This is a genomic window from Colwellia sp. C1TZA3 (assembly GCF_007954265.1).
GTDB lineage: Bacteria > Pseudomonadota > Gammaproteobacteria > Enterobacterales > Alteromonadaceae > Cognaticolwellia.
On record NZ_VOLS01000115.1, the window covers coordinates 1 to 3549 of the forward strand.

Annotated in this window: 1 protein-coding gene; it reads right to left on the bottom strand. The window is 41.5% G+C overall.

Going from position 1 to position 3549, the window contains the following annotated elements; all coding sequences use genetic code 11:
* Positions 1-322: 322 nt before the first annotated feature.
* Positions 323-3061, bottom strand: coding sequence for an aconitate hydratase AcnA (gene acnA / locus ESZ39_RS17285; protein ID WP_146881162.1), 2739 nt, complete (start codon positions 3059-3061; stop codon positions 323-325).
* Positions 3062-3549 lie beyond the last annotated feature (488 nt).

Here is a 3549-nt window from a genome sequence, read left to right on the forward strand (position 1 = left end):
CTTATACCAATTTGATTAATTAAGTGATCACCTTTTTCATGAGGAAAAATGGATAAATACAAGGCATAAAATTTAGTCAGTAGTTATTCACCTTATAAATTTTATAACGCTGTAGTTATTCATTTTAACCATTAAAAATGAGTAGGTAATTAATCAACTTGGTATTAGTGGTTAATCCGCCACAATTTTCAGGCTGACGTATCTAAAAAACAGCTCAAACGGTTAAACAACGACACCTGCACCAATAAATTATAAGACAGGCCAAGAATATGGCCTGTCCTTTGTCAATTACGAAGCAAGGACCGTTAAAGAACAATAATTGCTAGTTAGTGGCTGCTAAATTACGCAACACAAAGTGTAATATACCGCCATGCTGGTAATAACTAAATTCGTTTGGCGTATCAATGCGAATCTTCACTTCAAACGAGCGTTCACTGCCATCTTTAGCTTTCACCGTCACTTGCACTGTTTTCTGCCCAGCATTGACTGCAGGAATACTGAATTGCTCTTCACCGGTGAGCCTTAATGAATCGGCACTATCATCGGGCATAAACTGCAATGGCAATATGCCCATACCAACTAAATTAGAGCGATGAATACGCTCATAGCTTTGTGCAATAACTGCTTTAACGCCTAATAAAGCTGGCCCTTTGGCGGCCCAATCACGGGAGCTGCCCGTACCATATTCTTTTCCAGCGAGTACAACAGAAGCAATTTTTTGTTGCTGATATTGCATGGCGGCATCAAATACACTCATTTTTTCACCTGATGGCATGATGCGAGTCCAACAACCTTCGGTGCCTGGGGCTAATAAATTACGCAAGCGTACGTTGGCAAAGGTACCACGCATCATTACTTCATGATTGCCGCGTCTAGAGCCATAAGAATTGAAATCTTTAGGTGCGACTCCTGCACTTTGTAAATACTCAGCCGCAGGGCTGTCTAGCGCAATTGCACCGGCAGGTGATATATGGTCGGTGGTGACACTATCGCCCAGTTTTAACAAACATCGGGCATTTTCAATAGCGCTAATATCGGGTATTTTTGCTGTTATATTATCAAAAAATGGTGGTAATTTGACGTAGGTAGAATCTGGCCAATCATATTTTTGGCTTTGTACTACTTTCATATCTTGCCAGTCTTTATTACCGCTATAAACATCCGCATAACGAGAGATAAACATCGAGCTGTCGATAACTTTCTCTATAACTTGCTTAATTTCTTGGCTATCTGGCCAGATGTCATGCAAATAAACCGCCTTACCTGAAGCGTCATTACCCAAAGGCTCAGTGGTAATGTCTATCTTCATATTACCCGCTAATGCATAGGCAACCACCAGCGGTGGCGAGGCTAAATAATTGGCCTGCACTTCGGGGTGAATGCGTCCTTCAAAGTTACGATTACCCGATAAAACTGAGGTAACCGACAAGTCACCTTGATGAATGGCTTCGCTAATTTCGCTGGGTAGGGGACCTGAATTACCAATACACGTAGTACAACCGTAACCCACTAATTGAAAACCAAGAGCATCTAAATCATCATTTAAGCCAGATTTAAGCAGATAATCGGTAACCACTTGTGAGCCAGGCGCAAAACTGGTTTTTACCCAAGGTTTAACATCTAATCCCCGTTGACGGGCATTTCTGGCTAACAAACCAGCGGCAATTAATACTGATGGATTCGAGGTATTAGTACAGCTGGTAATTGCCGCAATGACTACTGAACCATGTTTTAAGACAAAATCTTCACCGTCATACTGGCAAGGCACACCTGAATCGACACTATCAGCAGGTAATAGCGGTGAAGGTTGGCCGCCCTCACTTTCAAAGCTGTTTTCACCTTGGTTTGAATCAGCTTGTTTAATGCCATTTTGTAAATCTAACCAGTCACGATAAGCGAGACCAGCCCGGTCTAGTGAAATTCTGTCTTGTGGACGTTTTGGACCCGCAATAGAAGGTACCACTTCATCTAGTTTCAAGGATAATCGACTGTGATAAACCGCATTTTGTTGAGACTCAGTACCCCACATATCCATGGTTTTTAAATAAGACTCAATGCGTTCAATATGGTCGCTGTCTCGTCCGGTTAATTGTAGATAGTCGGTAGTTTGATGATCGATGGGGAAGATGCCACAGGTCGCCCCATACTCAGGCGCCATATTGGCAATGGTCGCTCGGTCGGCCAAGGTCAGTTCATTAACGCCAGTACCAAAAAATTCGACAAATTTACCCACCACACCGGCAGCGCGCAATTGCTCAGTTACGGTTAAGACTAAGTCAGTGGCTGTGGTGCCGGCAGGCAGTTTGCCAGTTAACTCAAAACCGACTATTTCCGGTAATAACATGGTGACTGGTTGGCCTAACATAGCCGCCTCAGCTTCTATGCCGCCAACTCCCCAACCCAACACACCTAGACCATTAATCATGGTGGTATGTGAATCGGTGCCAACCAAGGTGTCTGGATAAAGTAAATTATCTTCATCTGGCTTTTTGAATACCACTCGGGCTAAATACTCCAGATTGACCTGATGGACAATACCGCGCCCCGGGGGGACTACTTTAAAGTTATCGAAACTTTGCTGACCCCAGCGCAAAAACTGATAACGTTCATAATTACGTTGAAATTCAATGGCGGTGTTTTTTTGCATCGCATCGGCCTGACCGAATACATCGACCATTACCGAATGGTCAATCACCAGTTCTACTGGATTTAACGGGTTAATTTTGTCCGCTGTGCCGCCCATTTTGACGATGGCATCACGCATAGCCGCCAAATCAACCACGGCGGGTACACCTGTAAAATCTTGCAAAATCACGCGAGAAGGGACAAAGGCAATTTCAGTATCCTGCCAGTTGTCTACATCCCATTTGGCTAAGGTTTCAATATCCGCTTGCTGAACAAAGTCACTATTCGCATGACGCAATAAATTTTCTAAAAGAATTTTAGCGGCAAAAGGCAAACGTGAAAGATCATACTTATCCGATAAACCATCAAAGCTGTGGTAGTGACAAACTTCACCGTTAATTTCTAGCTGTTTCAAACATTGTATCGACTTGGCCATTAGTAGTTATCTCCATTAAAAAGTATATCGACGTATTACGCCAAGTTTAGTAAATCTACACTAACATATTAGTACAAGATTTTAAGGGGAAAGCGATAAAACAGTATAGAATCGAACATAGGAAAAATAAACCTATATACCTGCATCTTGAAGTGGAACGGATTTAAGTAGTTAAGCTAATTTGCATAATGAGTGGTAACTCACATTCAATTCAAGTGACATCCCGCGATAAACGACAAAGTGGCATTAATGAGTAGGGCAGTGTGTGCATTACAAATTAAACTAGTGCCAAATAATTTATTCTAGTGAAGTTGTGCAGGTTTTATACCAATTTGATTAATTAAGTGATCTACTTTTTCATGAGGAAAAATGGATAAATACAAGGCATAAAATTTAGTCAGTAGTTATTCTACTTATAAATTTTATAACGCTGTAGTTATTCATTTTAACCATTAAAAATGAGCAGGTAATTAATCAACTTGGTATTA